The sequence below is a fragment of the Hymenobacter psychrophilus genome (assembly GCF_900107135.1).
In the GTDB taxonomy this organism is placed as follows: Bacteria; Bacteroidota; Bacteroidia; order Cytophagales; family Hymenobacteraceae; genus Hymenobacter; species Hymenobacter psychrophilus.
On sequence record NZ_FNOV01000002.1, the window covers coordinates 541,038 to 567,371 of the forward strand.

Annotated in this window: 25 protein-coding genes; 14 read left to right on the forward strand and 11 right to left on the reverse strand. The window is 59.9% G+C overall.

Annotation, left to right across the window (positions count from 1 at the left end; translation table 11 throughout):
* Window positions 1-74 precede the first annotated feature (74 nt).
* From BLW21_RS04765 to BLW21_RS04795, 7 genes are all read left to right on the forward strand, one after another.
* A complete protein-coding gene (locus BLW21_RS04765) occupies window positions 75-1,070 on the forward strand; it encodes an NADP-dependent oxidoreductase (RefSeq protein ID WP_092738288.1) in 996 nt (331 codons plus the stop codon).
* Window positions 1,071-1,172: 102 nt separating this feature from the next.
* Window positions 1,173-2,330 (forward strand): iron-containing alcohol dehydrogenase, encoded by a 1,158-nt coding sequence (locus BLW21_RS04770; RefSeq protein WP_092738289.1) that lies wholly within the window; start codon window positions 1,173-1,175, stop codon window positions 2,328-2,330.
* A gap of 20 nt (window positions 2,331-2,350) precedes the next feature.
* Window positions 2,351-2,668: a putative quinol monooxygenase gene (locus BLW21_RS04775; RefSeq protein ID WP_092738290.1), complete on the forward strand. Its 318-nt coding sequence runs from the start codon at window positions 2,351-2,353 to the stop codon at window positions 2,666-2,668.
* A 48-nt stretch (window positions 2,669-2,716) separates the two neighbouring features.
* Entirely contained in the window at window positions 2,717-3,397 is a 681-nt protein-coding gene (locus BLW21_RS04780) for a type 1 glutamine amidotransferase domain-containing protein (protein WP_092738291.1), read from the forward strand.
* A gap of 145 nt (window positions 3,398-3,542) precedes the next feature.
* Entirely contained in the window at window positions 3,543-3,773 is a 231-nt protein-coding gene (locus BLW21_RS04785) for a hypothetical protein (RefSeq protein ID WP_092738292.1), read from the forward strand.
* Window positions 3,774-3,854: 81 nt separating this feature from the next.
* Window positions 3,855-4,454 (forward strand): sce7726 family protein, encoded by a 600-nt coding sequence (locus BLW21_RS04790; protein ID WP_092738293.1) that lies wholly within the window; start codon window positions 3,855-3,857, stop codon window positions 4,452-4,454.
* A gap of 291 nt (window positions 4,455-4,745) precedes the next feature.
* Window positions 4,746-6,230, forward strand: coding sequence for an SDR family oxidoreductase (locus tag BLW21_RS04795; protein ID WP_092738294.1), 1,485 nt, complete (start codon window positions 4,746-4,748; stop codon window positions 6,228-6,230).
* Window positions 6,231-6,331: 101 nt separating this feature from the next.
* On the opposite strand, the gene katG is transcribed toward BLW21_RS04795, so the two are convergent.
* Complete coding sequence (gene katG / locus BLW21_RS04800; protein WP_139255083.1) at window positions 6,332-8,545, reverse strand: catalase/peroxidase HPI; 2,214 nt, start codon at window positions 8,543-8,545, stop codon at window positions 6,332-6,334.
* Window positions 8,546-8,984: 439 nt separating this feature from the next.
* On the opposite strand from katG, the gene BLW21_RS04805 reads away from it, so the two are divergent.
* Window positions 8,985-9,671, forward strand: coding sequence for a DUF3885 domain-containing protein (locus BLW21_RS04805; protein ID WP_092738296.1), 687 nt, complete (start codon window positions 8,985-8,987; stop codon window positions 9,669-9,671).
* A gap of 304 nt (window positions 9,672-9,975) precedes the next feature.
* Here the strand turns inward: BLW21_RS04805 and BLW21_RS21930 are convergent, their stop codons facing one another.
* The 8 genes from BLW21_RS21930 to BLW21_RS04840 form a co-directional block, all read right to left on the reverse strand.
* Window positions 9,976-10,107 (reverse strand): hypothetical protein, encoded by a 132-nt coding sequence (locus BLW21_RS21930; RefSeq protein ID WP_262490433.1) that lies wholly within the window; start codon window positions 10,105-10,107, stop codon window positions 9,976-9,978.
* A gap of 60 nt (window positions 10,108-10,167) precedes the next feature.
* On the reverse strand, window positions 10,168-11,166 hold the full coding sequence (locus tag BLW21_RS04810; protein WP_092738297.1) for a Brp/Blh family beta-carotene 15,15'-dioxygenase: 999 nt from the start codon (window positions 11,164-11,166) through the stop codon (window positions 10,168-10,170).
* A gap of 166 nt (window positions 11,167-11,332) precedes the next feature.
* On the reverse strand, window positions 11,333-12,130 hold the full coding sequence (locus BLW21_RS04815) for a bacteriorhodopsin (protein WP_092738298.1): 798 nt from the start codon (window positions 12,128-12,130) through the stop codon (window positions 11,333-11,335).
* Between the two features lie 643 nt (window positions 12,131-12,773).
* Window positions 12,774-14,684, reverse strand: coding sequence for an ABC-F family ATP-binding cassette domain-containing protein (locus BLW21_RS04820; RefSeq protein ID WP_092738299.1), 1,911 nt, complete (start codon window positions 14,682-14,684; stop codon window positions 12,774-12,776).
* 270 nt (window positions 14,685-14,954) lie between these two features.
* Window positions 14,955-16,451: a WD40 repeat domain-containing protein gene (locus BLW21_RS04825; RefSeq protein WP_092738300.1), complete on the reverse strand. Its 1,497-nt coding sequence runs from the start codon at window positions 16,449-16,451 to the stop codon at window positions 14,955-14,957.
* Window positions 16,452-16,495: 44 nt separating this feature from the next.
* A complete protein-coding gene (locus BLW21_RS04830; RefSeq protein WP_092738301.1) occupies window positions 16,496-17,434 on the reverse strand; it encodes a cytochrome-c peroxidase in 939 nt (312 codons plus the stop codon).
* A gap of 229 nt (window positions 17,435-17,663) precedes the next feature.
* Window positions 17,664-18,173, reverse strand: a complete 510-nt coding sequence (locus BLW21_RS04835) for a peroxiredoxin-like family protein (RefSeq protein ID WP_092738302.1) — start codon at window positions 18,171-18,173, stop codon at window positions 17,664-17,666.
* Window positions 18,174-18,300: 127 nt separating this feature from the next.
* Window positions 18,301-19,950 carry an amidase gene (locus BLW21_RS04840; RefSeq protein WP_092738303.1) on the reverse strand — a complete coding sequence of 550 codons (1,650 nt, stop codon included), beginning with the start codon at window positions 19,948-19,950 and terminating at the stop codon, window positions 18,301-18,303.
* A 206-nt stretch (window positions 19,951-20,156) separates the two neighbouring features.
* Between BLW21_RS04840 and BLW21_RS04845 the strand changes: the two genes are divergently transcribed.
* The 3 genes from BLW21_RS04845 to BLW21_RS04855 all read left to right on the forward strand — a co-directional run bounded on the left by BLW21_RS04845 (window position 20,157) and on the right by BLW21_RS04855 (window position 22,520).
* The gene (locus BLW21_RS04845) at window positions 20,157-20,744 is read left to right on the forward strand and encodes a 2'-5' RNA ligase family protein (protein WP_092738304.1); all 588 of its coding nucleotides are present in this window, start codon (window positions 20,157-20,159) and stop codon (window positions 20,742-20,744) included.
* A gap of 117 nt (window positions 20,745-20,861) precedes the next feature.
* Window positions 20,862-21,323: a hypothetical protein gene (locus BLW21_RS04850; protein WP_092738305.1), complete on the forward strand. Its 462-nt coding sequence runs from the start codon at window positions 20,862-20,864 to the stop codon at window positions 21,321-21,323.
* 165 nt (window positions 21,324-21,488) lie between these two features.
* Window positions 21,489-22,520: an N-acetylmuramoyl-L-alanine amidase family protein gene (locus BLW21_RS04855; RefSeq protein WP_092738306.1), complete on the forward strand. Its 1,032-nt coding sequence runs from the start codon at window positions 21,489-21,491 to the stop codon at window positions 22,518-22,520.
* 133 nt (window positions 22,521-22,653) lie between these two features.
* Here BLW21_RS04855 and BLW21_RS04860 read toward each other — a convergent pair whose 3' ends face one another.
* Entirely contained in the window at window positions 22,654-22,995 is a 342-nt protein-coding gene (locus BLW21_RS04860) for a hypothetical protein (protein ID WP_092738307.1), read from the reverse strand.
* A gap of 135 nt (window positions 22,996-23,130) precedes the next feature.
* Here BLW21_RS04860 and BLW21_RS04865 point away from each other — a divergent pair, with 135 nt between their 5' ends.
* The 3 genes from BLW21_RS04865 (at window position 23,131) to BLW21_RS04875 (ending at window position 25,904) form a co-directional block, all read left to right on the forward strand.
* Window positions 23,131-24,441 (forward strand): cystathionine gamma-synthase family protein, encoded by a 1,311-nt coding sequence (locus BLW21_RS04865; protein WP_092738308.1) that lies wholly within the window; start codon window positions 23,131-23,133, stop codon window positions 24,439-24,441.
* A gap of 60 nt (window positions 24,442-24,501) precedes the next feature.
* Window positions 24,502-24,852 carry a WapI family immunity protein gene (locus tag BLW21_RS22200; protein ID WP_092738309.1) on the forward strand — a complete coding sequence of 117 codons (351 nt, stop codon included), beginning with the start codon at window positions 24,502-24,504 and terminating at the stop codon, window positions 24,850-24,852.
* Between the two features lie 227 nt (window positions 24,853-25,079).
* Window positions 25,080-25,904 (forward strand): DUF3667 domain-containing protein, encoded by an 825-nt coding sequence (locus tag BLW21_RS04875; RefSeq protein WP_092738310.1) that lies wholly within the window; start codon window positions 25,080-25,082, stop codon window positions 25,902-25,904.
* Window positions 25,905-26,005: 101 nt separating this feature from the next.
* On the opposite strand, the gene BLW21_RS04880 is transcribed toward BLW21_RS04875, so the two are convergent.
* On the reverse strand, window positions 26,006-26,334 hold a 329-nt coding region (locus BLW21_RS04880), incomplete at its 5' end, for a transposase (protein ID WP_139255082.1).

Genomic DNA, 26,334 nt, shown 5'->3' on the forward strand with positions numbered 1-26,334 from the left:
GTAACCATCATTCGTCCCGCCGGCCACCCCTTGTTCCGGGCGCGGATTATCGTTCCTCCTTTCTACCCTCAACCATGCAAACCAACACCATTCTGCTAGCCAGCCGCCCCCAAGGCGAGCCCACCGAAGCCCAGTTCCAGTTTGAAACCCGGGAGCTGCCCGCCCTCAACAGCGGCGAAGTGCTGCTTAAAACCCGCTACGTAAGCGTCGACCCCTACATGCGGGGCCGGATGAGCAGCGCCAAATCGTACGTGGCGCCCTTCGAAGTGGGTGAGCCCATTGCGGGTGGCGTAGTGGCCGAAGTGATGGAAAGCCAGGAGGAGAAGTTGCCGGTGGGCAGCATCGTGGTGGGCAGCCTGCCCTGGCAGGAATACAGCGTGGCCCCGGCCAAAACGCTGCAGCAAGTACCCGCCGACCAGGCCCCCATCAGCTACTACCTCGGCCTGCTGGGCATGACGGGCCTTACCGCCTATTTCGGCCTGCTCGACATCTGCGACCCCAAGGAAGGCGAAACGGTAGTGGTATCGGGTGCGGCCGGCGCGGTGGGGATGGTAGTGGGGCAGCTGGCCAAAATCAAGGGTGCCCGCGTGATTGGCACGGCCGGCTCCGATGAAAAAGTAGCCTACCTCAAGGAACTGGGCTTCGATGAGGCCATCAACTACAAAACCGCCGATCTGCCGGCCGCTTTGGCCGCCGCCGCGCCCAACGGCGTGGACTGCTACTTCGACAACGTGGGCGGCCCCATCACCGATGCCGTGTACGACCTGCTCAACAAGCACGCCCGCATTGCCGTCTGCGGTCAGATTTCGATGTACAACGCTACCGAAGTGCCCATGGGTCCGCGCCCCGAAGGCAAGCTTCTTAAAACCAGCACTAAACTCCAGGGCTTTATTGTGAGCGACTATCTGAGCCAGTGGCCGGCGGGCGTGAAGCAGCTCGGCGAGTGGTACAGCCAGGGGAAGCTGCAGTTCGAGGAAACCGTCACCGACGGCTTCGAGCAGATTCCGGCCGCCTTCCTGGGCCTGTTCCAGGGCGACAACACCGGCAAGGCCGTGGTGAAGGTGGCCTAACGGCCCCTTGCTCACTGTTCTCCAACTTTTTCGCGGCTCTGCGGAGCTGCCACGGGCATACGCCGCCGGCCCGCGTAATGGCGCATCTTTTTTTCCTGACTTATGAAGAATTTCCAGTTTTATAATCCTGTCCGCATCCTGTTTGGCAAAGGTCAGATTGCGGCCCTCACGGCCCAGATTCCGGCCGGCGCCAAGGTGCTCATCACCTACGGCGGCGGCAGCATCAAGCAAAACGGCGTCTACGACCAGGTAAAGGCCGCGCTGGCTGACTTTGACACCGTCGAGTTTGGCGGCATCGAGGCCAACCCGCACTACGAAACGCTGCTACGGGCCGTGGAGCTGGGTCGGGCCGAGCAGGCTACCTTCCTGCTGGCCGTAGGCGGGGGCTCGGTGCTCGATGGCACCAAGTTCATTGCCGCCGCTATTCCGTTTGAAGGCGCGGAGCCCTGGGATATTCTGGCCGGCAAGGCCAAGGTGGCCAGTGCCGTGCCGTTTGGGGCGGTGCTCACGCTGCCCGCCACGGGTTCCGAAATGAACTCGGGCGCCGTGATTACCCGCGTTTCGACCCAGGAGAAGCTGGCGTTCAGCTCCCCGCTCACGTTCCCGAAGTTCTCGGTCCTCGACCCTGAAACGTGCTTTACGCTGCCCCCGCGCCAGATTGCCAACGGCATTGCCGACGCCTTCACCCATGTGCTGGAGCAGTACCTCACCTACCCTATCAACACGCCGCTCCAGGACCGGCTGGCCGAGGCCGTGCTGCTGACGCTGATTGAGGAAGGGCCCAAGGTGCTCGAGAATCCTACTGATTACGACGCCATGGCCAACTTCATGTGGAGCGCCACCAATGCCCTCAACGGCACGCTGGCGGCCGGCGTGGTTACCGACTGGAGCACGCACTACGTGGCCCACGAGCTGACCGCCCTCCACGGCATCGACCACGCCCGCACCCTGGCCATTGTGCTGCCCTCGATGCTGCGCTACCGCCAGGCCGGCAAGCTCGAAAAGCTGGTGCAGTACGGCCAGCGCGTCTGGAACATTACGGCCGGCACCGACGAGGAGCGCGCCGAAGCCACCGTGCAGGCTACCGTGGACTTCTTCGAGCGCCTCGACATCAAAACCCGCCTCAGCGACTACGACGTGGGCCCCGACACCATCCGCCAGATTGTGCAGCGCTTCACGGAGCGCGGCGTGAAAGACCTGGGCGAGCGGCAGGATATGCAGATTGCCGACGTCGAAAAGATTCTGACCTTGGCCCTCTAGGCCTGCTTTCCCTCCCGATTATGTCCGCTTCCCCCTCAACCATTATCTGCGTAGCCGCCGAGTGGCGCGTGCAGCCCGGCCACGAGGCCGAGGTGCTGCGCCTGATGCAGCAGGCCGCCGCCGCCGTGCGCCGCCTCGAGCCGGGCAACCTCCTGTACACCGTGCACGTGGACCCCACCGACGCCACCCACCTGTTCATGTATGAGCAGTACGCCGATGCCGAAGCCCTCCAGGCCCACATCGACTCCGACCACTTCCAGCAAATCGTAGTGGCCCAGATTGTGCCCGTGCTGACCGAGCGCACCGTTGCGCGCTACGCGCTGGCCCCCGTATTCTAATTTCTTCGCTTACCGCTCTTTTTTTTCAAAACCCTAAATACGATTCCCATGAATATTCTGATGGTGCTCACCTCGCACGACCAACTTGGCAACACTGGCGAAAAAACCGGTTTCTGGCTCGAAGAATTTGCCGCTCCTTACTACGTGTTCAAGGATGCCGGCGCGACGCTGACCGTGGCCTCGCCCAAAGGTGGCCAGCCGCCTCTCGACCCCAAAAGCGACGTCGCCGACGCCCAGACCGACTCCACTAAGCGCTTCAAGGCCGACAACGACGCCCAGAAAGTGCTGGCTTCGACCGTGAAGCTCGACTCGGTTTCGGGTGCTGACTACGACGCCGTATTCTACCCCGGCGGCCACGGCCCGCTCTGGGATTTGGCCGAGGACAAGAAGTCGATTGAGCTGATTGAAACCATGTACGCCGCTGGCAAGCCCGTAGCCGCCGTGTGCCACGCCCCCGGCGTGCTGCGCCACGTGAAGGCCGCCAACGGCGAGCCCCTGGTGAAAGGCAAATCAGTAGCCGGCTTCACGAACACCGAAGAAGAAGCCGTGCAGCTGACCAACGTGGTACCCTTCCTGGTGGAAGACATGCTGAAGGAAAACGGCGGCAACTACTCCAAAGGTGCCGACTGGGCCCCTTATGTAACCCAGGCCGGCAACCTCATCACGGGCCAGAACCCCGCCTCCTCGGAGCCGGCCGCCGAAGCACTGCTTCAGCTACTCAAGAAATAATCGGCTTTTCTTGCAACCGTTTAACGGCCCCAGCTACTCCAGTCGGAGTAGCTGGGGCCGTTTTTTGTGGTGGCGGCCCGCTGGCGGCGTGGCATAACTGCGCGCATCTTTCTATATTTCCTCCGCATACCCGTCCTTTTGAGCTATGAGTAAGATTTTGGAAGAAATTGACCAGGCCCTGGCCATCTTCGATTCTGACCAGGGCCGCCCGGTGGCCATTGAACTGGGCGAGCGGAAGTATACCCAGCTGGTGCTCGACGTAGCGCATCTTTACGAAAACGACGGCCTGACTCACAACACCGGCCGGCCGCTGGCTTACAAGGGCCTCGAAATCCTGCGCGACGACACCCACCACGACCGGGTACGGGTGATTTAGCTGTTAGCTACTAGCCAATAGCTAACAGCTGCTAGCCACAAGCTGATGTTAAACGTCAGCCAATAGCTAATAGCTCCTAAAATGAACGACGCGGATATCCGCCCTTTGCTGTACCCGCTGCTGGCCGGTGGGGTATTTATTGATGAGTTGCCCACCGGCACCACCCGCGCTGACGTGGTGCACATTACCGAGCAGTTCATGCACGGCTACGAGCTGAAGGGCGATGCCGACACACTGCAACGCGTGCCGCGGCAGCTGCCCTGCTACGGCCGGGCCTACGATTTCGTCACATTCGTAGTCACCGAAAAGCACCTGGCCAAGCTGCTGCCACTGTTGCCCGAGTGGGTGGGCATTTTGGTAGCCTCGCCGGCCGGTTTACGCGTTTATCGGCCGGCCGAGTACAACGCCACCGTCGAGCGCCCCGCCGTAGCCGGGCTGCTGCGGGTGTCCGAAATCAAGCAGTTTCTGCTGGCCCAGGGTCTGCCGGGCGTCAGCGTGCTGCGCCGCCGCGACATTCTCAGCTTCCTGCGCACCACCCGCCTGGTTTCGCTGGCCGATCTTGCCCACTTTGTGCGCCGCCAGCTGCTGGCCCGCTATGAGGAGCGCCTGCTGCTGCGCGCCGAACGCAAAGCCGAGCGCGACCGGGTGGCCTGCCGCCGCCAGCGTCGTCCGAGGCATTGATTTTTAGCTGTTAGCTGAGAGACATTAGCTGTTAGTTTTTTTTGCCGGACGTGAGCGTCATTCAGCGCGTAGCGAAGAATCTCGCTCGGACTTATTGCACGGCTGTATCAACAAACCCGGGCGAGATTCTTTGCTATGCGCTGAATGACGTGCTGGATTTTCCATTTTCTATAAATAACCTCTGCCCCATATTACCAGTTGAACTGTAGGAAGCACTTGTCCGCCAGCAAGTCCCGTAGTTGTCAGCCTAAAAAGCTAATAGCTATTAGCTTTCAGCTAACAGCTTGAAATATGCATATTCTACTCACCGGAGCCACCGGCTACATCGGCCAACGCCTGCTGCCCCTGCTCGTCGAGGCAGGCCACCACGTTACGTGCCTGGTGCGCGACGCCCGCCGTTTCGAGTTTCCCGAGCGGCTGCGCGCCAGTATTACAGTGGCCGAGGGCGACCTGTTGCGGCCCGACTCACTGGCCCATATGCCGCTCGATATCGACGTGGCCTACTATCTGGTGCACTCGATGAGCGGGCACGACAAGGACTTTTTCCGGCTCGAACAACTCTCGGCCCGGCGCTTCGGCCGCTACCTGAGTCGCACCGGCTGCCGGCAGGTCATCTACCTGTCGGGCATCGCCAACGACCGGGCGCTAAGCGTGCACTTACGCTCTCGCAAAGCCGTGGAAAAGGTACTCAGCCGGGTAGAAACCACCCAACTGACAGTGCTGCGGGCCAGCATTATTATTGGCTCGGGCTCGGCTTCGTTCGAAATCATCCGGGATTTAGTGGAGAAGTTGCCGGTGATGGTGACGCCGCGCTGGCTTAACTCGCGCTGCCAGCCCATCGGCATCCGCGACGTGATGTTCTACCTGATGCAGGTGCTCGACAACCCCGCCTGCCTGGGCCGCTCGTTCGATATTGGCGGGCCCGACATCCTCACGTACCGGCAGATGCTGCTCGGGCTGGCCCAGGCCCGGGGTCTGCAGCGCTACATCGTTACGGTGCCCGTGCTCACGCCCCGCCTCTCATCGTGGTGGCTGTATCTGGTTACCAGTACTACGTTTTCGTTGGCCCAGAGCCTGGTGGAAAGCTTGCGCAACGACACCGTGGCCGACCCGGCCCGCAGCATTGAGGCCGTAGTGCCGCACGCGTGCATGAGCTACGATGCGGCCGTGCGGCTGGCCTTCCAGCGCATCGAGCAGAATGAAGTAGTGAGCAGCTGGAGCGACGCGCTGAGTTCGGGCGTGATGGAAAAACAGTTCATGGACCACATTCAGATGCCCCAGTTCGGCCTGTTTCGCGACCGGCAGACGGTGTGCTTTACGCGCCCGCCCCAGCAGGTAATCCAGAACGTGTGGAGCATTGGCGGCGAGCGGGGCTGGTACAAAGTGGACTGGCTCTGGCGCATTCGGGGCCTGCTCGACAAGCTGGCCGGCGGCGTGGGCCTGCGCCGGGGCCGCCGCTCCCCCACCGACCTGCGCGCCGGCGACCCGCTCGATTTCTGGCGCGTGCTGGTCGCCGACCGCGCCAACGGCCGCCTGCTACTCTACGCCGAAATGAAGCTTCCTGGCGAGGCCTGGCTGCAGTTCCGCATCCTGCCCGACCCGCTCAACGACGATGTATACACGCTCGAACAACTGGCCGCCTTTCGCCCCCACGGTCTGGCCGGGCGGCTTTACTGGTACGCCATGGTGCCCTTCCACTCCATCATTTTCAAGGGCATGATTGAGAACATCGTACACTATAACGGTCCTAAAGCAGTGGCTAAATCGGTCGGTTAAGCAGTTGAACAGCCGGAGCTTCGCGCTACAACCGTTCTACTGCTTCAAAAAAAGGGTGGCCCATTTCCGGGCCACCCTTTTTAACTTAGAATGCAAACAGCTTACCGATGCAAATCGAAACGGTCGGCTTCCATCACCTTGTTCCAGGCGGCTACGAAGTCGCGCACGAACTTGGGCTCGGCCTGGTGGGTACCATACACTTCGGCAATGCCGCGCAGCTCCGAGTTCGAGCCGAAGATGAGGTCGACGCGGGTGCCGGTCCATTTGACCACGCCGGTTTTCCGGTCGCGGCCTTCGAAGAGCTGGTCTTCCTTGCTGGTGGCTTTCCAGGTGGTGCCCATGTCGAGCAGGTTCACGAAGTAGTCGTTCGTGAGCTGGCCCGGCCGGTCGGTGAACACGCCGTTGCGCGAGGAGTCGAAGTTGGTATCGAGCACCCGCAGGCCACCGATGAGCACGGTCATTTCGGGGGCGGTCAGCGTCAGGAGCTGGGCCCGGTCGATGAGCATGGCTTCGGGCGACGCCTCGTGGCCGAGCTTCAAGTAGTTGCGGAAACCGTCGGCATGGGGCTCCAGGGCGGCAAACGACTGCACGTCGGTTTGCTCGGAAGTAGCGTCGGTGCGACCGGGCCGGAAGGGCACCTGCACGCCCTCGTGGCCCGCCTGGCGGGCTGCTTCCTCGATGCCGGCTGCGCCACCCAGCACGATGAGGTCGGCCAGCGACACGCGTTTACCGCTGGTCTGGCCGTCGTTGAACTCCTGCTGGATGCTTTCGAGCGTGTCGAGCACGGTGCTCAGCTCGGCGGCGTTGTTCACTTCCCAGTACTTCTGGGGGGCCAGGCGCAGGCGGGCGCCGTTGGCACCGCCCCGCTTGTCGGAACCGCGGAACGTGCTGGCCGATGCCCAGGCCGTACGCACGAGCTGGGGCACCGATACGGCCGAGGCCAGCAACATGCCTTTGAGCTTGGCCACATCGGCCTCATCAATCTGCTCATAATCGGCTACCGGCACCGGATCCTGCCACAGCAGCTGCTCGGCGGGCACTTCGGAGCCGAGGTAACGCTCGATGGGCCCCATGTCGCGGTGGGTGAGCTTGAACCAAGCGCGGCTAAAGGCATCGGCGAATTCCTCGGGGTTCTCGTGGAAACGGCGCGAAATCTTCTCGTAAATCGGGTCTTCGCGCAGGGCGATGTCCGAAGTCAGCATGAAGGGCGCGTGCCGTTTGGCCGGGTCGTGGGCATCCGGAATCAGGCCTTCGCCAGCATTACCCTTGGGCTTCCACTGGTGGGCGCCGGCGGGGCTCTTGGTCAGTTCCCACTCGTACTCAAACAGGAACTTGAAGTAGTCGTTGCTCCACTGGGCGGGCGTCGAAGTCCAGGCACCTTCGAGGCCGCTGGTAATGGTGTCTTCGGAGTGCCCCTTGCCAAACGAGTTCAGCCAGCCCTTGCTCTGCTCGGCAATACCGGCGGCAGCGGGCTCGTGCTCGATGTACTTGGCGGGGTCGGCGGCGCCGTGGGTTTTACCGAAGGTGTGGCCGCCGGCAATCAGGGCCACGGTTTCCTCGTCGTTCATGGCCATGCGGCCGAAGGTTTCGCGGATGTCGCGGGCCGAGCCGAGCGGGTCGGGGTTGCCGTTGGGGCCCTCGGGGTTCACGTAGATGAGGCCCATCTGCACGGCGGCCAGCGGGTTTTCGAGCTGCCGGTCGCCGCTGTAGCGCTTGTCGCCACCCAGCCACTCGCGCTCCGAGCCCCAATAGATTTCGTCAAGCGGCTCCCACACGTCGGCCCGGCCGCCGGCGAAGCCAAAGGTGGGCAAGCCCATAGATTCGAGGGCACAGTTACCGGCCAGAATCATGAGGTCGGCCCAGGAAATCTGCTGGCCGTACTTCTGCTTGATGGGCCAGAGCAGTAAGCGGGCCTTGTCGAGGTTGGCGTTGTCGGGCCAGCTGTTGAGCGGGGCGAAGCGCTGCATGCCCGAGCCGGCGCCCCCACGGCCATCGGCGATGCGGTAAGTGCCGGCGCTGTGCCAGGCCATGCGGATAAAGAACGGACCGTAGTGGCCATAGTCGGCGGGCCACCAGTCCTGGGAGGTGGTCATCAGCTCAAACAGGTCGTTTTTAACGGCCGGCAAATCGAGCTTTTTGAACTCCTCGGCGTAGTTGAAGTCCTCCCCCATCGGGTTGGAGAGGTTCGATTGCTGACGCAGGATGTTAAGCCGGAGCTGGTTGGGCCACCAGTCGCGGTTGCGGGTTCCGCCGCCGGCCGCCTGCGTGGTCGAGCCCCCGGCAAAGGGGCATTTGGCCACGGAGGTATCGTTCATGAAGTACTCGGTGGTGTTGTTTTCGGGCGCGCGCCCTTCTTGCTCGTGAGCCATAAAAGTCAGGTTGATGAGTAGAATTTGGTGAACAGGCCAGCGTTGCGGCCGATTTCGGCCAACCGCCGCCGCGCCTTGCGAAGCTGCTGATGTTGTTTTTGCCTTCTGTAAAGGTAGGCAACACTTTCTAGATAAGAATTATTCTCATCTAGAAAAATTCGGGCCTACTACCGCTCTTCCCTATTGTGCTTGGCCGGGCCCGGGAACCCGTAATGCCACTGGAAGCATGTAGTTTCCGGTGAAGCGCTGTATAATTGGGGGCTTGATAGGGAGTGGCAGTATCGCTGCTACTGCAAGCTAAGCGCCCAACTCGCCCGCCTGTCTTCTTCGTTCGGTAAGTTGGGCTGTAAGAAGCCGGCGTTTCGTTTACCATACCCAAATCGGTATGATAAACGAAGGTTTTTTGCGGATAGAAGGCGGGTTAGCGAAACTCGCACTTTCGCTAACCCTAATGTTGGCAGTAATTGTAACAGACCTCATGACAGCAGAACAATTCAATAATTTTTGGAAGTCTACTTACCCCGACACAACTCTTATTCAACATCACTTCAGACACGACTTTGCTGACAGATGGTTTAGAATTCACAGTTTACCAGAATCAAAACGTTATGCCGAGGACGACAACGAATGGAGCATATTACTTGACAGACAAAATGAAATTATCTCCGACATATTAAATGGTCATTCAAATTTCTTATTAGTAACAGGCGGACATACTTCTGAAGGTTATACAGAGTTACATCCAATAGATGAAGTAAATTCAATTAAGGAATTTGCTTTTATTTCATTAGACCCAATCGACTTAAATAAAATTAGCCCAGACGAATATGACCAGGGGCAATTTTATACGCCTATGTTTAGTGACCAAATCTGGCAAGCAAAAAAGTTTGACAATTTACTTAAAGACATCGCCGAAGACAATTTGAGAGCATTTTTCATTTCAGTAGACAAAGAACTTATAATAGCACCTTATGACGGCGGAGTTGACTTTATACTTAAAGACACTAAAACAAGGAATTTCTATAAACAAAAATATAGTGGTTGGCTATCGGGAAGACAAGATGGATTGTAAAAGAATATGGACACAACTACTGCCAACATTGGGTTTTATGCAAGTTGGGCTTGACCAACAAACATCAGCCAATTGCAAATCCAAGCTGTGGTTCGGGCTCGACGAATAAATCTCAACTTTAGTTCTTAAATTCAACTTTATATTTTCAATCAGCAGCGGTTGTCGGCAGACGGAATACTAATTCCCAACCTGCATAAAGCCCTGCTCGTCGCGCCGCCGCCGTACCCAAAATCACCACCACGAAAAAGCCTCTCCCGAAGCACTATGCTTCAGGAGAGGCTTTCGACTTTAAGCGGTGTCGCGGCTATACTTCGGCCAGCATTTCCCACCGGTCGTTGAGCCGGGCCGACTCCTTTTTCACCTGCTCGAACTTGAGAGTAGGCCACCCTGCCATACGACCAGCGCGCCGCCCAGGGAGCAGCAGTTCTGACGACATAAACCAAGGGCAGAACTATTGTCGAAACATGCTCAACCGGTTGGTGCAGCCGCCCCGGGCCTAATGTCGGGTGTGTCGGGTCTTCCACTGCGCCGCATCCATGCCCAGCGTGACGAGCAAGGCGTGGGGCAGCGTGACGACGGAAGCGGCCAGCAGCGCCAGGCTCACCAGCACCGGTCCGCTGGCTGTTTGGGTCCAGGCCAAGCCAAACACTACTACCAGCCCGGCCAAGCTGATGAGTAGCAGCGGTGCCGAGCGGCGCAGGAAGAAGCGCAGCTCGGCCCACAAGCTACGCTTAGGTGCGGTTGGGCTATGGTCCATCAGCTGGTTCATGCGCAGCACATGCTGCAGGCTGTGCCAGAAAACGAAGTACACGCCCGCCGCCAGCACCGGCGGCAGCACCACCAGCAACACAATTAATAGTCCGGTTTCCAGCGCGTCGGTACGGGCCAGCTGCCCCTGCTGCTGCCAGTAATAGCTCAGCCACAGCAGCACTAGTCCCGCCAACACCACGGGCAACAAGCCAACGCTTAAGATACCGGGCGTGGCGGGTAGGTTGGCGGCCCCGACCAGCGCCAGCAACCCCCGCACAATATCCAGGGTTTCGGTGGGCCAATGCCAGAGGGGCACGGCAAACAGTAGCGTGCCCCGCAGCAGGCTATGGGCCAGCCACTGGCTGCGGTGGTGTGCCTGAGTCGGGGCATCGCCCGAGCCCCAGTGCCAGGCCGTAAGCCCGAAAAATAGGGCTACCGCCGCCGCCGGCTGCCACCACCACAACAGGCCCACGGCAGCAGCCAACCCCAGGTAGCCCGCCAAAAAGCCCGCCCAGTAGCGGCTCCGGCTCCGGACCAACCCCGGGTGCGTGGCCGGCACCACAAACTGGTCGCAGGCGCCGTGGGCCACGCCTAGCACCACCATACCGCCCAGTAGCACCGGAGCCAGCAGCCAAGCGGCGGCCCCGGGGGCCAGTAAGCCCACGGCTACCGCCCCCAACACCGCCGCGTAGGAGTAGCGTCGGTCGGGGCCCGACGTGGCCGTAGCAGAGGTTGATGGAGTCATGTTGATAAGGAAAGTATTTCCAGGTACGTGGCTGGAATGCTACGGGCCGGGTCTAAAAAAGACATTCCCGCCCCCCTGCATCATGCTGGTGGAGGGCGGGAATGGGTGAACCAGTCGGGACATCCAGACCCTACGAAATGGGCCTGCAATCAACCCCGCGCCAAAATCAGGCGGGCAACGTAGTACCTTTGGTGGGAGCAGTAGGCATGGTTTCGTTCACGGCAGCAGCACTCTTACCCGACACGGCAATACCATAGATTACCAAGCCAAAACCGATTTTATTGATAACATCGGCAATGTTGTAGAACAGGTCGACGCTCGACGCCTCCCAGCCCAGACCCGTGTTCAGCCAGCCGCCCTTCATGCACATGTAGCCGATGGGGTAAATGGCCCAGCCTACCAGCACGAACCAGCCCAGCGCCCGGATGCCCTTGATAACAATTGGGTCGCCCGTGGATTTTGCCAGTTGAGCGACTTCGCCTACCCAGGCCGTGTACAGGATGTATACATAGCCAATTGTGGAGATGCTACCCCACAATACCGAGTGGAAGGTCGAACCGTCGGTGAAGGCCTCACCGATGTAGCCGGCCACCAGCATCAGCACCGAAGCAGCAATCAGCTTCCACAGCAGGCCGATTTTAGCGCCGGCCGCTTTGGTGAGCAGGTAAAACTCAACGCACATCAGCGGTACGGTCAGCGTCCAGTCGATGTAGCGCAGGGCCGTGGGAGTTTGTTGCGTGGCCAGGTAGTAGTCGCGCATGTAGTAATAATGCACGGCGGCGATGCCCGTAATCAGGGCCGACACAAGCAAGGACAGTTTCCACTTGCCCTCCACCGCGCTTCGCTCGGCGAAGAAGAACACAGAGGCCGCCAGCATGGCCATGTAGCCAGTGAAGAAGGTAAAGGCAATGGGGTCGTCAACCCGGATGTCAAGCATTTCGGCTAGAAACAAAGGATTTGCCATGGGGAATGTGGGTTTGGGGAGTGAGAACTGTTCAACTTTTGCACCTAAATATATAAACAACAATTTTCAATATTTGATAAAGCTTTTTTTAGATATGTGTTCATTCTGCTCCTCATACTGAGAAGCTTAGTGCCCTTCACCGCTTATGGCAGGGGTAACAATGTGCACGAAAAGGCCATTAATGAGCTACAAACCCAATCTATTGAGCAGTATCCAGTAACAATGCCCACTCCAGAACACTCCTGATGAGACTGTAGTGAATGCTATAAAAAATGTGGATGCCTGACACTTTTCCCTTCAAAGCTCCGAGCACCCTTAAATGCACCGCGGGTTCCCAGTTCGGTATACAGGTCGTAGGGGTACGCCCATACAGCGCCAGGACTGGACCTGTAGCGTGTGGACGCTTAGTGAGAAAAGCAGCCATGCGCTATCTGGCTGCCGCACGCAATAGGTAGCAGCAACGCAACCGGCCAAACCGATATAACGACTTGATAATTAATATGTTTATAAGGCAAAGAGAATATCATGCTGATTGATTCCGGGAATTTTGTAAAAAGCTTCAATAGGAAAAGACCCAACGGAAAAAGCCTCTCCTGAAGCACTACGCTTCAGGAGAGGCTTTCGATTTTAAGGGGTGGAGCGGCTACATTTCCGCCAGCATTTCCCACCGGTCGTTGAGCTGAGCCAGCTCCTTTTTCACCTGCTCGAATTTGAGGGTGGCATCCTTGAGTTGGGCAGCGTTGTCGTAGATTTTGGGGTCGGCCAGCTGCTTTTCGTACTCGGCCAGCTCCTTTTCGCGCTCATCGATTTTCTTCTCTACCTCAGCCAGCTCTTTGAGGGCCTTCTTCTGGTCGGGCGAGGGGGTTTTGGCGGGCGTGAGGTCGGCTTTGGGCTCCTCTTTGGGCAGCGGCTTGTTGGCCGAAGGGCTGGGCAGTCCGGCTTTTTTGGCGTCCTTCTCGCGGTCTTCCTGCCACTGCTCGTACTCGGCGTAGGTGCCGGGGTACTCCTTGAGCTGGTAGTCCTCGATAAACCAGATTTTGTTGGCCACATTCTCCACGAAAAACCGGTCGTGGCTGATGACGATGTAGGTGCCCTGATACTGCTCCAGCGCCTGAATCAGGATATTGACCGACTGCATGTCGAGGTGGTTGGTCGGTTCGTCGAGCAGCAGGAAGTTGGCTTCCGAAATCAGGGTTTTGGCCAGCGCCACCCGGCTTTTCTCGCCGCCGCTCAGCACCTTGATTTTCTTGTACACTTCCTCGCCCGAGAACAAGAACGAACCCAGCACCGAGCGCAGCTCCATTTCGTTGCGCTTCGAGCCGGCCTCAATCATCTCCTGCAGAATCTCGTTTTCGATGCGCAGGCTTTCGAGCTGATGCTGGGCGTAGAACGACATGATGACGTTGTGGCCCAGCTGGTGGTTGCCGTTAGTGGGCGCCTCTTGGCCCGCCACCAGCCGCATAAGCGTGGATTTGCCCTTGCCGTTGGCCCCGATAAGCGCGATTTTGTCGCCCCGCTCGATGTGCACGGTGGTGTCGCGGAAGATGATTTTCTCGCCGTACTTCTTACCCACGTGCTCCATGCGCAGAATGTGGCGGCCGGGATGCACGGTGAAGTTGAACTTCATATTCACCCGGGCATCGGCGCTGGCCACGTCCTCCACGCGCTCCAGCTTGTCGAGGGCTTTCACGCGGCTCTGGGCCTGCTTGGCCTTGCTGGCCTTGGCCTTGAAACGTTCAATAAACCGCTCGGCCTGCTTTATCTGGGCCTGCTGGTTCTCGAAAGCACCCTTCTGAATGGCATTGCGCTCCTCTTTTTCTTCGAGGTAGTAGCTGTAGTTGCCGGCGTAGGGAACGAGCTTGCCGCCGGCCACCTCTACGGTGGTGTTGGTGGTGCGGTCGAGGAACTCACGGTCGTGGCTCACGATAATTACCGCGCCCTCGTAGCCGGCCAGGTAGTTCTCAATCCACTTGATACTCGGGAGGTCCAGGTGGTTGGTGGGTTCGTCGAGCAGCAGCAACGAAGGCTGCTGAAGCAGGATTTTGGCCAGCATCACCCGCATCCGCCAGCCGCCCGAAAACAGCTTCAGCGGCCGCTGCAGCTCCTCGGTGGTGAAGCCCAGACCTTCCAGAATCTCCTCGGTGCGGGCCTGCATAGTATAGCCGCCCAGCAGCTCGAACCGCTCCTGCGCGTCGGCCAGCTTCTCGACCAGCTCGTCGGAATAGTTGGTTTCGAACTCCAGCAGAATTTCGTCAATCTTCTTCTGGATATCCAGCGCCTCCCCGAAGGCCTGCATGGCCACCAGCAGGATGGACTCGTGCGAGTCGTAGCTGAGCAAATCCTGGTTCAAAAAGCCCAGGCTCACGTCCTTGCTCATCGAAATAGAGCCGCCGTCGGGCTTGTACTCGCCCACCAGAATGCGCAGCAGCGTGGATTTACCCTTGCCGTTGAGCCCAATCAGCCCGATTTTGTCCTTGGGCTTGATGTGCAGGCTGGCCTTGTCGTAAAGGGCGCGGGAGCCAAAATGGAAATCGAGGTCGGAAATGGAAATCATCTACTATCTATGCGAAGGCGCTATGAGGCCGCAAAGGTACGGGTTTGGGCGCGGGGTTATGGATGAGCGAAGATTTTTTCGCAGATGCCCGCCCTAGCCGCACTTGCCAGCCTTGGCCGTAACATACGCGAGCCACCCCGCCAACACGCTTTGCTTACGAACGGCGAAACCCCGGCTGCTGGCGCAGGCCGGGGTTTCGGAAACGGTAGCCGGAGCGGTCGGACTTTTCCTTTATTGAGAAAGTACCATTCAAACCCCAGCCAACTCTTTTTAGCGCACAATGGTGTACTGGCGGGCCGGGCCGCTAGTACCGGGCACCGAGGCGCTGACGTTATCGAGTTGAATATTTCCTCCTCCGTACGTGAAAATCGGTGTTCCATACGACACCCGTGCGAAGTTGCTGCGGAACTGCTCGGCCTCGCGCGGTGCTACCTTAACGCGGAAACTGGCCGTTGGGAACAGCGCCGAACTGAGCGCATAGTATTCGGTATCAGCATTGTACTCCTTCAGCGTGAAGTTCGACCAATCGGCCGCGTTGCCGTAGCCTTTTAATATCAGGTTCAGTCCTTCCTGCTGAAACGCTTTGAGTTGATCGGGGGAACGCGCCATGCGGGCATCAAATTCAGCCGTTTTCTCGAATTCGCCTTTGCGGCTCCATTTCTCGAAGTTGTACTGCACGTAGGCACCAATGCGGACGGCAGTGCCCGGCACCTTCCAGATTTTCAACGTTCCGTCGCGACTGACACTCGCCAGGCTGTTTCCATCGGGGCTGAAGACCAGGTTTTCTACTTCGGCCGTGTGCAAATCGCCCGACAAGTCCTGCACGAGCATTCCCGTCACTACGTCCCAAATCCGCACTTTCCGGTCGCCGCCGCCAGTGGCCACCAGCTGCCCATCGGGGCTGAAAGAAGTAGCCCAGACGTCGGATACGTGCGCGGGCAACACACGCACGGTTCGCTGGGTTTTGGTTTCCCAGATGCGGGCCGTATTGTCCCAGGCACCGCTCACTATGTACTTTCCGTTGGGAGCATAGCGGGCATCCCACACTTCGTCGGTGTGGCCGGCCAACACCATTTTCGGGGCCCAGGTAGCTGTATCCCAAATGCGCAGCATATGGTCGCCGCTGGCCGTGAGCACCTCCGTACCGTCGGGACTGAACGCAACCGACGTGACGTTGCCTATGCGCCCTTTCGTTGTTTTGGCCCGGTCGTAGGCGGCCGGTACGGGCGGCGCATCGGCTAATGCAGGGGCTTTCAACGACGCCAGGCGCTGGCCGCTGAACGTTTCGAAAACCAGGGCCTGCCCATCCCAGCCGGCGCTGGCCAAGTACTTACTATCGGGGCTGAAGGCAACATCCCGGACGTAGTCTTTGTGGTCCGTGTTTTTACGGATGAGCTCCCCCGTAATGGCGTCCCACAGAATCAGGGCCCGGTCCACTCCGCCAGAGGCGATATAGCGTCCGTTGGGGCTGAACTTTGCGCTTACCACATCGTCGGTATGGCCTTTCAGCGTTAGCACCGGCTGTTGGGTAGCCGCGTCGTAAACCACAATATCGCGACCCAGCCCGCAGGCTACCAGGCGCTTACCGTCCGGACTGTAATCGACGCCCAACAGCGCCGCTTTCGTCTTGATATCAGTCCGCAGCCAGGAGGAGTTAGCGTCAGCATCCGGGGCGGCCATTTGGGCGTAGGCGCCGGCCGTGCTGTGAAAAAGAACAACGCCCAGGGCGGCGGTGCGTAGCAGAGTAGAGGAAGCGGTGAGGCGCATAGGTAAGCGACAAAAAGGCGTGATGGTGAATAAAAGGCAAAGGATTAGTACAACCCTCCCACCCGGCGGTCGGGCAAGCTAGGCAAGTCGGGCAGGGAAGCGGGCGCCCGGTGCTCGTAGGAAGTTGTATCGGTAAGCGTCTGCAGAAAAGCAACCAGATGGTCCTGCTGCTGCGGGGTCAGGGGCTGAGCCAGCTGCCGCCGATGAAACGGCGTGTTCAGCGCCTGCGCCAGCGTTGCCGCCTGGCCATCGGCTCCGTAAGGGGGCGTAACGGCTACATTGCGCAGGGTCGGCGTTTTCACCCATTCTCCGGGCCGCACCTCGTGGCGTTGCCCGTCGCGGAAGAGGGGGCCACTGTGGCAGCTTGCGCAGCCCAGCGTGCCCGCAAACAGCTGCTGACCAGCTAATGCCGGCTCGGGCAACAGACCTTCGCCGCGCCGGGCCACATCATAGGGGGCGTTGCGGCTGCGCAGGCTCTCCAGATAAGCTACCAGGGCCGCGTTGATGCTGGCCTCACCGATGGGGGCCCGCAGTGCCTGCTCAAACCAGCGACGATACTGCTCGCTCCGGTTCAGCCGCTCGGTAATCAGGGCGTAGCTGCTGCCCATCTCCACGGGGCTGATAATCACCTGCCCGATAGCTGCTTCCAGCGTGCCGGCCCGGCCATCGTGAAAGTAGTACGGCTGGCCGGTGGCGTTGAGCAGTGTTGGCGCGTTGCGGGTGAGGTTGGCGGTAAAACGCAGCGCCCGGGACGTAATGCGGTGGTCGGTGAAAGCCTTGTCGGGCCGGTGGCAGGAAGCGCAGCTACGCTTGCCGTTGATAGCCAGCGCAGGCTCAAAAAACAGAGCTTCACCCAAATCCCGAGTCAATTCGGGGTTGCCCGGCCGGCCAGGGCCCGAGGCGGAAGCAGCGCAACTACTGAAGCCCACCGCCAGGATAACGCCTGATAGCCAGAGCAGCAAGGCAGGGTAAAGCTGCATCATTTGTTTAAGTTTTTATGCCACAAACTTAAACAAACAACCTAAACAGGTGAGCTATTTTCGCCAGAAGGCGCTTTCAACCAAGCAAGCAGGCGTATTTACCGGATGGACCAACCGTCAGGCCAATACCCAAATGATGCCAACGGTTCTGCTGGTATGCTAACTGTAACGCACCAACGGCCCGGCAGTGCGAAACTGCCGGGCCGTTGGTGTATTGGTACGACAACCGGGGCTATGCTTCGCCGCGAGCCGGGTACTTCTTCTCTTTGACGAACTTGAGGCCACCGAGCAGGTCCTCAAAATCGGGACGGGTAAAGGGCATGGTCTGGATGGAGGAGGCGTAGAGTGTGCCGTCGGGATTCACCAGAAACAGGCCGGGCTCACTGAACTCGGCCGGCTCCGAGTCGCTGATGCCTTTGGAAATGTACAGGCCCCACTCGCGGGCTTTTTCGATGGACAGGCCGTAGCCCAGCGGTACGTCGGCAATGGTCCAGTCCTGCTTGGTTTTCTCGGCCAGCTCCTGGGTGTTGGTTGAAATGGCCACGGCTTTGATGCCGAGGGCCTCGAAGTCGGCGAGCTTGGTTTGCAGCTGCTGGATATTCTTTCTGCAAACGGGGCAGTGGTGGCCCCGGTAAAAGACCAGCATGGTCATAAACTCGGGTTGGGCGTCGGCAAGGCTGAAACTGCCGCCACCTACCAAATCGACAGTGAGCGTGGGTACCTGGGTTCTGGGCTTAGTCATGAGGAAGTGTTTGGGGGTAAATATGGATGTAGCTACATGTGTATACTATACCGCCCCCGGATTGTTCCATCGGCATCCTCCCAGAGCCTCGGCCCGGCTCGCCCCCTGCCACCAGCGGCCCGCTCCCCTACCCCACAAACGGCCCCTTGAATTGCGGGGCGGCACGCTTTTTCGAGGCCTGCTCGTAGGCGTAGGCCAGGCCCAGCAGCGGGCCTTCCTGCCAGGCCGCCCCCACAAACGAGAGACCCACCGGCAGCCCGTAGGCCTGGCCCATGGGCACCGTTACGTGGGGGTAGCCGGCCATGGCGGCCGGCGACGAGAAGCCGGGCCCGCCGCCCGAGTCGCCGTTGATCAGGTCGATGCAGCGGGCGGGGGCGTTGGTGATGGCTACGATGCCGTCGAGGCGGTTTTTGCTCAGCACGCCGTCGAGGGCGGCGCGGGCTCCTTCGTGCGACTTTTTCAGGGCTTTCAGGTAGGCGGGGGTTTTCAGGTCGCCGAGCTTTTCGGAGGCTTCCAGAATTTCCTGCTGGAAGAAGGGCATGGCATTGGCCTTGTTGTCGGTGTTGAATCTGATGACGTCGGCCAAAGTCTTGACCGAGGCATCGGTGCCAGCCAGGTACTGGTTCACGCCGTCCTTGAACTCGTAGAGCAGCACATCGTACTCGGCCTGGCCCAGCGGGTCGGTGAGCTTCTCGACTTCCACTTCTACAATAGTCGCGCCCTGGGCCTTGAGCACTTCCAGCGCCGCCAGCAGCAGTGGCACGGCCTCGGATGAGCCCGTGAGGTGGCCTTTCTCCACGCCCAGGCGCTTGCCCTTCAGCGCGTCGGTCTTGAGGAAGGTGGTATAATCGGCGGCGGCCTTGCCCTCGCCGGCCCTGGTGGCGGGGTCGCGGGGGTCGGGGCCGGCGAGGGCCGCCAGCAGCAGAGCCGCATCGTGAACCGAGCGGGTCATGGGGCCAGCCGTGTCCTGGGTGGCCGAGATGGGGATGATGCCCGCGCGGCTCCAGAGGCCCACCGTGGGTTTCACGCCCACCAACCCACTGCACGAGGCCGGCGACACAATGGAGCCATCGGTTTCGGTGCCAATGGCGGCGGCGCAGAAGTTGGCCGAGGCCGCCGCCCCCGAGCCGGCCGACGACCCGCTGGGCGTGCGGTCGAGGATGTAGGGGTTTTTGGTCTGGCCACCCACGCTGCTCCAGCCGCTGGTGCTGCGCGTAGAGCGGAAGTTGGCCCACTCGCTGAGGTTGGTTTTGCCCAGCACCACGGCCCCGGCGGCGCGCAGCTTCTGCACAATAAAAGCGTCCTGCTTCGCCTTGTGGCCAGCCAGGGCCAGCGAGCCGGCCGTAGTGGGCTGCTGGTCGGCGGTGTCGATGTTGTCTTTGAGCAGAATAGGGATGCCGTGCAGGGGGCCGCGGATTTTGCCTTCTTTCCGCTCCTGATCGAGGGCGTGGGCCAGGTCGAGCGCGGCAGGGTTGGTGAGCAGCACCGCGTTCAGCCGGGGGCCCTGCTTATCGAGCGCTTGGATGCGGTTGAGGTAGAGTTCAGTGATGCCGCGCGACGTCATTTCGCCGCGGGTCATTTTGTTCTGCAATTCGGCCAGCGTGAGTTCAAGCAGCACAAAGTCGGGGGCTTCGGGGGCAGTTTCGGCGGCGGCCGATGGGGCGGTTTCGGCAGACGGCGCCTGCTCGGCTGTGGGCGTGGAGCAGGCGGTCAGCGAGAAAACAGACAGACTCAGACCAGTAAGCGAGCCTTGACGCAGGAAGATTCGACGGTTCATAGAGGGGTGGGGTTTGGGGCTTCAATATAAGGCGGACGCGGCTTGTAACCGGGCGGAAATTTGTGGCGAGTATCTTCGTTGCCGCGACCAGCAGGCTGCACCGCCACATCCGCCGCATTCTACGTAGTAGGTGGTCGACTTTTCTTCTGCCCTTTCCCCATACGCCGCCGGCTACTTCCTTGTCCGTGTTTTCAGCCCCTTCGCCGATGCTCGCCATAACCTCGCTGCTCAATCCGCAGAATGCCGACCGCATCAACTCCATTATCCGCAGTCTGGAAACGGAGTTCGGCCTCGACGATGTGCAGGCCACACCCGACCCGCACATCACCTACCAGCTGGCGGGCGTGCGCAAGGGGGCAGCCCTGCAAGAGGTGCTGCGCGACGTGGCCCGCAACACTCGCCCGTTCGAGGCCCATACCACCGGGCTGGGTATCTTTCCAGGGCCCAACCCCGTCATTTACATTCCGGTGCTGCGCTCCGACGCCCTCAACCAACTCCATCACCGCGTGCGGCAGGCCACTGAGCCGCTATGCCTGCGCACCGATAAGTTTAGCGGCCACGACTGCTGGCTGCCCCATATTTCGTTGGCCCTGCACGACACCACGCCCGAATTGCTGGGCCCGGTGATGCAGTATCTCAACCAACAGACCTTCGATTTAAAGCTCACCATCACCAACCTGGCCATTTTGCGGCAAGAGGGCGAGAAGTTTACAGCTGAAAAAATCTTCCGTTTCGAGGGCCACAAACAGGAACCGGCTCCATCGTTGTCCGGCTCCGAAAACCAGCACCTGTAGCGCCCGGCTGCTGGCCGAAAACCCGCTTCTGAGGGGTACGGTATGCCCCCGTAATGCGTAGTTGCGCAAAACTCCTGCGTATCTCCGACCTTTGCCCCGTCATCATTTCTGCTGCTTATGTATTCTGCCCTACTTCTTGTCCATTCCTGGTCGCGCTGGCTCGTGCTCGTTTTTGGTTTGATTGTCATTTTCCGCGCCTTTACGGGCTGGCAAAACCGCCGCCCCTACGTTGGTGCCGACAATGGCATGGCCGCCTCGTTCGTGGGCTCCATGCACCTGCAGCTGCTGGTAGGCCTGATTCTGTACTTCATCAGCCCGGTGGGCTACAAGGCGATAGAAACCGGCGGCGCGGCAGTTATGAAGGATGCCACGGGCCGCTTTTTCGCCATGGAGCACATGGTGATGATGCTACTGGCCGTGATTATTGCGCAGGTGGGCCGCATCATATCCAAAAAGGCAACCGACCCGGTGCTCAAGCACAAAAAGGCCTTTATCTGGTTCACCATTGCGCTGATTATCGTGCTGTTGATGATTCCGTGGGGCATCTGGAACCCGGCCCGGCCCTTTTTCCGGTTCTAGCGGAACGCGCGGAGTGAATGCGTTGCACGGCGTTCTGCAGTCCGCTTTTTGAGTGGCGCTCCGCGCCGGGTTGCCTGCTTGGGCCATCCGGTACGGAGCGCTGCCGTTTTACCCTGGCCCCGTTGTTGCGGGCCGGGCAGGTTTTTGGTCCGATACTTCTTTGGTTTGCGTTTAGTCGTTCTGTTCTTTCTGCTGGTGCTGGCCAGTTTTCCGGCCTTCAGTCAGCGGGCCGCCACGGTGGTAGCCCGGCCCGGCGACGGGATTCATAGCCTGCTACGGCGCCACGGCCGGTCCGCTTCGGGCCATTATCAGCAGTTTCTGGGGCTGAATAAAGGCCGCCTGACGCGCGGCAACGGCCTGGTAGCCGGCCGCAGCTACCAGCTGCCCCCGCAAGGCCCGCCGCAGAATCAGTCAAAAAAAACCACCCCGAAAGCTGCCTCGGTAGCCGGCAGCTCCGCTTCCGTGCTGCACGTTCCCCTTTTCGGGGCTGGCCACAGCCGGATGCGGGTGCTCGACCGCACGATGCGCGGGGCCGTGTACTACCTCTCGCCCGGCCACGGCGGGCCCGACCCGGGGGCAGTGGGCAAGTATGGCACGCATAAGCTGGCCGAAGACGAATACGCCTACGATGTAACGCTGCGCCTGGCCCGAGTGCTGATGGAGCACGGCGCTACGGTGTACATGCTGGTGCAGGACCCCAACGACGGCATCCGTGACGAGCAGTTTCTCAAAATCGACCGCGACGAGGTAACATACCCGCGCCAGCGCATCCCGCTCAACCAGCTGGCTCGCCTGCGTCAGCGCATAGCTCAGGCCAATAAGCTGTACACCCGCCATAAAGGTGCTTACCAGCGCTTGCTGTCGCTGCACGTGGATAGCCGGAGCCAAGGCCAGAAAATCGATGTTTTTTTCTACCACCACGCCAATAGCGCGGCGGGTTTGCGCACGGCCCGCAATATCCACCAGGTATTCACCAGCCGCTACGCCCGCTCGCAGCCCAACCGCCCCTACTCGGGCAACGTGCTACCCCGCAGTTCGCTCTACGAAGTACGCACCAGCCATGCCCCGGCCGTCTTTATGGAGCTGGGCAACATCCACAACGCCCGCGACCAGCCCCGCTTCCTGCTCCCCGACAACCGCCAGGCCCTGGCCAACTGGATTTACGAGGGCCTGCAGGCAGATTTTAAAGGACGGTGAGAAGTGAGTTGCCCGTGTTCAGCCAGCCAAGAGTCCCAGGGCTAAAGCCCTGGGCTACGGAGAGAGCGGCTGGGGTAACATACTGACTAGCCCAGGGCTTTAGCCCTGGGACCCTCGGGCTCCTGGCAATACCCTACGGGTTCATCAGCAGGAACAGCAGGTTGTGGTAGAGGATGCCCTGCTCGCCGTCGTGGATGCCGTCGAGGCCGGCGTCTTCCAGGATGGCTTCCACTTCTTCGTAGTCGCGCAGGAAGTCGGTTTCGGGCTCCTGTTCGCCGGGGATTTGCGTGTGCGTAAGGTAGCGGCGGGTAGGTTCGAGAGTAATGTAGAGCTTCTGGTGCTCGGTTTGGGCAATGAGCAAGGCGGAGCACGGAATCAGTACCTCGTCGCCGTCTTCATCCTCGCCGCGCGTGTACACGGTCGTCTTTTCGGCGTCGGTGGTGTGCTGCAGGAAGGTGTGGGTATCGAGGGACATGGCGCGGCGCTAAAGGGTCGGTGGTAGGCCAAGATACGCGTTTAGGGCCGGAAATGATGGGTTTTCGGGGAAGGTTGACAGAATCGGTACCTTTGGGCTACCCACACTTTCCCCCCACCCTTCAATTCCAACCCCATGACGAACCCCGCCGACCACGCCTGTATCAATGGCCAGCGCCTGAATCCGGAGAGCCTGATGATGAGCTACGGCTATACGCCCGCCTGGAGCGAAGGCGCCATCAAACCGCCCATTTTCCAGACGTCCACGTTCGTGTTCAAGAACGCCGAGGAGGGCAAGGCCTTCTTCGAGCTGGCCTACGGGCTGCGCCAGCAGAGGCCCGATGAGGAAATGGGCCTCATCTACTCCCGCCTCAACAACCCCAGCCTCGAAATCCTCGAAAACCGCCTGACGCTGTGGGACGAAGCCGAGGAAGCTGCCAGCTTCGCCTCGGGCATGGCCGCCATCAGCACCACCCTGCTGGCTTTGCTGCAGCCCGGCGACGTAGTGCTGCACTCCGAGCCAGTGTACGGCGGCTCCGACTTCTTCCTGAAAAACGTGCTGCGCAAGTTCGGCATCGAGGCCGTGGGCTTCCGCCCTACTGCCACGCCCGAGGAAATGCAGGACCAGGCCGCCGCCATTGCCCCCGGCCGTTTGGCCATGATTTACGTGGAAACACCCGCTAACCCCACCAACCACCTCATCGACCTGGACGCCTGTGCCGCCCTGGCCCGCCAGTACGCCACCCCCGACAAGCCCGTGCGCTTCGTGGTCGACAACACCTTCCTGGGCCCCGTGTTCCAGCACCCGCTCAAGCACGGCGCCGACGTTGTGCTGTACTCGGCCACCAAGTTTCTGGGTGGCCACTCCGATCTGATTGCCGGGGCCGCGCTTAGCAGCCATGCCCTGATGAAGGAAATCAAGGCAATGCGCACGTTCATGGGCACCATGTGCGACCCCAACACCGGCTGGATGCTCATGCGCAGCCTCGAAACGCTGAAGCTGCGCATGGAGCGCGCCGCTCAATCGGCCCAGGTTATTGCCGACTGGCTGCGCGAGCACCCGCTGGTTGAACGCACCCACTACCTCACCCACCTCGAACACAACCCCGCCCAGCAGGATATTTACAACCGCCACTGCCTCTCACCGGGCTCCATGATTTCGTTCGACATTAAGGGCGGCGAGGCTGAAGCCTTCCGCTTCCTCAACGCGTTGCGCCTCATCAAGCTGGCCGTGAGCCTGGGCGGCACCGAGAGCCTGGCCGAGCACCCCGGCACCATGACCCACTCCGACATCACGCTCGAAGACCAGAAGGAAATGGGTATCACTCCCCAGATGATTCGCCTCAGCATCGGCGTGGAAGACCCCCAGGACCTGATGCTGGATTTGGGTCAGGCCTTTGAGGCCGTGGGCGTGCCGCAGGAAGCCGCAGTGGCGGAAATGGCGTAGGAATTTATACCTGATACCTCACCATTGTTCGGCTGGCCCGGGTGGCGGTGGGGTATTTTTATGCCTGACGAGGTGCAAGAAGAATCCTTTACCCTGGCCGGAGAGTCCGGCATTTTTTTTCGAATCACGTTTGCGGAGGTGTATAATTTTCCGGAATCGACCTGCGCCTGGGGTAGCTACGAAATGCGGGCTATAGTGGAAATCAAGTCGGACGGCTTCGCGGTAACCTCGACATTACATACGTCCACCGGCGAGCTGTTTCAGCTATTTCAGCATCTTCGTTCGTGTCAGGCAGCAGTGGCGGGCATTGCACGGTACGAATCGTACGAACACCACCTGGCCCATTTCCTACCAGACAATGGGCCAGGTGGTTATCGGAGGCAAATTTTCGGGCTATTGCAATACGCTTGAATTTGAATTTCCAAGTGACCAGTCGTTCATACGGAGCACCCTTGCCCAGCTTCAGCGAATCGTGAGTAAGTACGGCGACATGAAGGGGATCGGGCCTTCGTAACTCAGCGCCCACGTTCGCACCCTATCATACAAAAGAGGCCCGCCGCTGACATTCAGCGGCGGGCCTCTTTTGTATGAGTGACGAATTTGAGTAGATTTACAGCTTAATCCTGTAACTCTGTCTTATGCGGTTGACTCCTACTATTGCTGATACGCAGGAGCTTAAATCAGCACCTTCGGGTCCCGCTCCAACACAGATTTTACCGCCAGCTGCCCCGGCACATAGCTTGGCGCACAGCCCGGCTGAGTGCCTGAACTGCGGGCAAGGCGTGCCCGACCGCTTTTGCGGGCATTGCGGGCAGGACGCGCACCATACGCACCGGCTCACTATGCGCCACTTGGTATTGCACGACTTGCCCCACTCTGTCTGGCATGTTGACAAGGGCATAGCCTACACCCTCCGGCAAATGCTGACGCGGCCCGGCGACACGTTACGCGAGTACATGGCGGGCCAGCGCGCTCAGCATTTTCGGCCTGTTACCTATCTGCTGCTGATTACGGCTGTCGCCGTGCTACTGATGTCGTCTATTCACTTCAACCCGGTTTCAGCCAATGAGGCGGCAGACATGCCTCGCCTCGTAAAGCTGACCATGGAGCGTTATCTCCAACTCTACTACAAGTACCCGACGCTTATTTACGTGATTTTGCTGCCCGTTTACGCCCTGATAGGGTCCTGGCTACTGCGGCCGGCCCGGTTCAACTTTGCCGAAATACTTATAAGTCAGACCTTCATTTCTGGCACAACCACGCTCATCTCCACCATCGTAGGCCTGCCGGCAATGTTGCTGGTCACGCGTTTTCCTGAGTTGAAATCACTCATGTACGTCTCCATGCTGCCTTTTATGGTTTACAGTGCCTGGGTCTATTACCAGTTGCTCGAACCAACCCGACTGCTTGCGGAGAAGATAAGTGGGTGCGGAGCATTGGTACGGTTGTGTTGCAAATGGTAGCGGTGCTCCTCAGTAGCTTCGCCATTATGCTTGGCATCATGTTCACGTTAATCCGTCAGGACCCTAGTTTGGTAAAAGAGTTGACCAGACTGTGTGGACAGTCATCGGAGCCAATCGAGGGCGGCGAGCAGGTGAGCGCCGGCTAAGAAGCAGGTGGCGGTTTTCTCGTAGCGGGTGGCAAAGCCCCGCGCCTCCTTAAGCCGGCCAAAGAAGCGTTCGACTTTGTTGCGGTCCGCATACAGGTTCTCATCATAGGCCCGCTGGTCTATCCGGTTGGCCTTAGGCGGAATCACGGCTTGCGCGTGTTGCCCGGCCACAGCCGCTAGCACGGCGTTCGTGTCGTAGGCCTTATCGGCCACCACAGCGCCGGGCTTTTCGGGCAGGGCGGCCAGCAGTTCCGGTAGCACGGTGCAATCGGCTTGTTCACCTG

Excerpts from the sequence above, each read along its gene's own strand:
- BLW21_RS04765 (WP_092738288.1), top strand. The coding sequence starts at position 75 with ATGCAAACCAACACCATTCTGCTAGCCAGCCGCCCCCAAGGCGAGCCC.
- BLW21_RS04770 (WP_092738289.1), top strand. The coding sequence starts at position 1,173 with ATGAAGAATTTCCAGTTTTATAATCCTGTCCGCATCCTGTTTGGCAAA.
- BLW21_RS04775 (WP_092738290.1), top strand. The coding sequence starts at position 2,351 with ATGTCCGCTTCCCCCTCAACCATTATCTGCGTAGCCGCCGAGTGGCGC.
- BLW21_RS04780 (WP_092738291.1), top strand. The coding sequence starts at position 2,717 with ATGAATATTCTGATGGTGCTCACCTCGCACGACCAACTTGGCAACACT.
- BLW21_RS04785 (WP_092738292.1), top strand. The coding sequence starts at position 3,543 with ATGAGTAAGATTTTGGAAGAAATTGACCAGGCCCTGGCCATCTTCGAT.
- BLW21_RS04790 (WP_092738293.1), top strand. The coding sequence starts at position 3,855 with ATGAACGACGCGGATATCCGCCCTTTGCTGTACCCGCTGCTGGCCGGT.
- BLW21_RS04795 (WP_092738294.1), top strand. The coding sequence starts at position 4,746 with ATGCATATTCTACTCACCGGAGCCACCGGCTACATCGGCCAACGCCTG.
- katG (WP_139255083.1), bottom strand. The coding sequence starts at position 8,545 with ATGAACGATACCTCCGTGGCCAAATGCCCCTTTGCCGGGGGCTCGACC.
- BLW21_RS04805 (WP_092738296.1), top strand. The coding sequence starts at position 8,985 with ATGATAAACGAAGGTTTTTTGCGGATAGAAGGCGGGTTAGCGAAACTC.
- BLW21_RS21930 (WP_262490433.1), bottom strand. The coding sequence starts at position 10,107 with ATGTCGTCAGAACTGCTGCTCCCTGGGCGGCGCGCTGGTCGTATGGCA.
- BLW21_RS04810 (WP_092738297.1), bottom strand. The coding sequence starts at position 11,166 with ATGACTCCATCAACCTCTGCTACGGCCACGTCGGGCCCCGACCGACGC.
- BLW21_RS04815 (WP_092738298.1), bottom strand. The coding sequence starts at position 12,130 with ATGGCAAATCCTTTGTTTCTAGCCGAAATGCTTGACATCCGGGTTGAC.
- BLW21_RS04820 (WP_092738299.1), bottom strand. The coding sequence starts at position 14,684 with ATGATTTCCATTTCCGACCTCGATTTCCATTTTGGCTCCCGCGCCCTT.
- BLW21_RS04825 (WP_092738300.1), bottom strand. The coding sequence starts at position 16,451 with ATGCGCCTCACCGCTTCCTCTACTCTGCTACGCACCGCCGCCCTGGGC.
- BLW21_RS04830 (WP_092738301.1), bottom strand. The coding sequence starts at position 17,434 with ATGATGCAGCTTTACCCTGCCTTGCTGCTCTGGCTATCAGGCGTTATC.
- BLW21_RS04835 (WP_092738302.1), bottom strand. The coding sequence starts at position 18,173 with ATGACTAAGCCCAGAACCCAGGTACCCACGCTCACTGTCGATTTGGTA.
- BLW21_RS04840 (WP_092738303.1), bottom strand. The coding sequence starts at position 19,950 with ATGAACCGTCGAATCTTCCTGCGTCAAGGCTCGCTTACTGGTCTGAGT.
- BLW21_RS04845 (WP_092738304.1), top strand. The coding sequence starts at position 20,157 with ATGCTCGCCATAACCTCGCTGCTCAATCCGCAGAATGCCGACCGCATC.
- BLW21_RS04850 (WP_092738305.1), top strand. The coding sequence starts at position 20,862 with ATGTATTCTGCCCTACTTCTTGTCCATTCCTGGTCGCGCTGGCTCGTG.
- BLW21_RS04860 (WP_092738307.1), bottom strand. The coding sequence starts at position 22,995 with ATGTCCCTCGATACCCACACCTTCCTGCAGCACACCACCGACGCCGAA.
- BLW21_RS04865 (WP_092738308.1), top strand. The coding sequence starts at position 23,131 with ATGACGAACCCCGCCGACCACGCCTGTATCAATGGCCAGCGCCTGAAT.
- BLW21_RS22200 (WP_092738309.1), top strand. The coding sequence starts at position 24,502 with ATGCCTGACGAGGTGCAAGAAGAATCCTTTACCCTGGCCGGAGAGTCC.
- BLW21_RS04875 (WP_092738310.1), top strand. The coding sequence starts at position 25,080 with ATGCGGTTGACTCCTACTATTGCTGATACGCAGGAGCTTAAATCAGCA.